Source organism: Streptomyces sp. SID5910, from assembly GCF_009862125.1.
Lineage (GTDB): Bacteria > Actinomycetota > Actinomycetes > Streptomycetales > Streptomycetaceae > Streptomyces.
On record NZ_WWHX01001010.1, the window covers coordinates 1 to 1,139 of the forward strand.

Annotated in this window: 2 protein-coding genes; one reads left to right on the forward strand and one right to left on the reverse strand. The window is 69.1% G+C overall.

The window, feature by feature from the left end; translation table 11 throughout:
- Positions 1-79 precede the first annotated feature (79 nt).
- On the reverse strand, positions 80-517 hold the full coding sequence (gene arfB, locus GTW67_RS35850; protein ID WP_161168885.1) for an alternative ribosome rescue aminoacyl-tRNA hydrolase ArfB: 438 nt from the start codon (positions 515-517) through the stop codon (positions 80-82).
- Between the two features lie 176 nt (positions 518-693).
- On the opposite strand from arfB, the gene GTW67_RS35855 reads away from it, so the two are divergent.
- Positions 694-1,139 (forward strand): TerD family protein (locus tag GTW67_RS35855; protein ID WP_161168886.1); only part of this gene is annotated, 446 nt, incomplete at its 3' end.

The window sequence follows — 1,139 nt, forward strand, 5'->3', positions numbered from 1 at the left end:
CGCCCCGAAGGGGCGCGGGGAACTGCGCGCCCAGCCACGACGGACCCGCAGAGGGCACTCGACACCGTCCCCCTCCCCCTCACCCCCACCCCCGCGCGGAGCGCCCCCGCTTGGTCTCCGACCGCTGCTTCTTCTCCCGCAACCGCCGCTCGTTGATCCCCCGCGGAATCCGCGTCGCCCGCCGCGGCGCCGGCGGCGGCGCGGTCGCCTCGGCAAGCAGCGCAGCGAGCCGCACCGTCGCCGTCTCGCGGTTGCGCCACTGCGACCGGTGCTCGGAGGCGCGCACCGTGACGACCCCGTCGGTCAGCCGCCCGGCCAGCCGCTCCAGGGCCCGCCGCTTCCACACCTCGGGCAGCGCCTCGGTGCGCGCCAGGTCGAAGCGGAGCTCCACCGCCGTGTCCGTGGTGTTGACGTGCTGTCCGCCGGGCCCCGAGGAACGCGAGAAACGCCAGACGAGCTCGGCCTCGGGAAGCGAGACGGAGCCTCTGATGACATGGGGACCGGACATGCCGTCCATGTTCCCGTCCCCCGGCGGTCCACGTCACCCGAATATCCTCGGGCCCGGACTCGGACTCGGACTCGGACTCGGTAAAGAAAGTAAAGAGAGCTGGAACCTTGCGTACCCCTCTCGTCGTTCATGGGGGTAGCTGTAGCTTTCTTGCCGTACGTAAACGAGGGAAGGGACTCCCAACAATGGCTGTAAGCCTGTCCAAGGGTGGCAACGTCTCGCTCACCAAGGAGGCTCCGGGCCTGACCGAAGTCACCGTGGGCCTGGGCTGGGACGTCCGTACCACCACCGGCACCGACTTCGACCTCGACGCCTCCGCGATCGCGGTCAACACGCAGGGCAAGGTCTACTCCGACGGCCACTTCGTGTTCTTCAACAACAAGCAGACCCCGGACAACACGATCGTCCACACCGGTGACAACCGCACCGGCGAGGGCGCCGGCGACGACGAGGCGATCAACGTCAACCTGGCCGCCCTGCCGGCCGACATCGACAAGATCGTCTTCCCGGTCTCGATCTACGACGCGGAGAACCGCTCGCAGAACTTCGGCCAGGTGCGCAACGCCTACATCCGCATCGTCAACCAGGCCGGCGGCGCCGAGATCGCCCGCTACGACCTGTCCGAGGACGC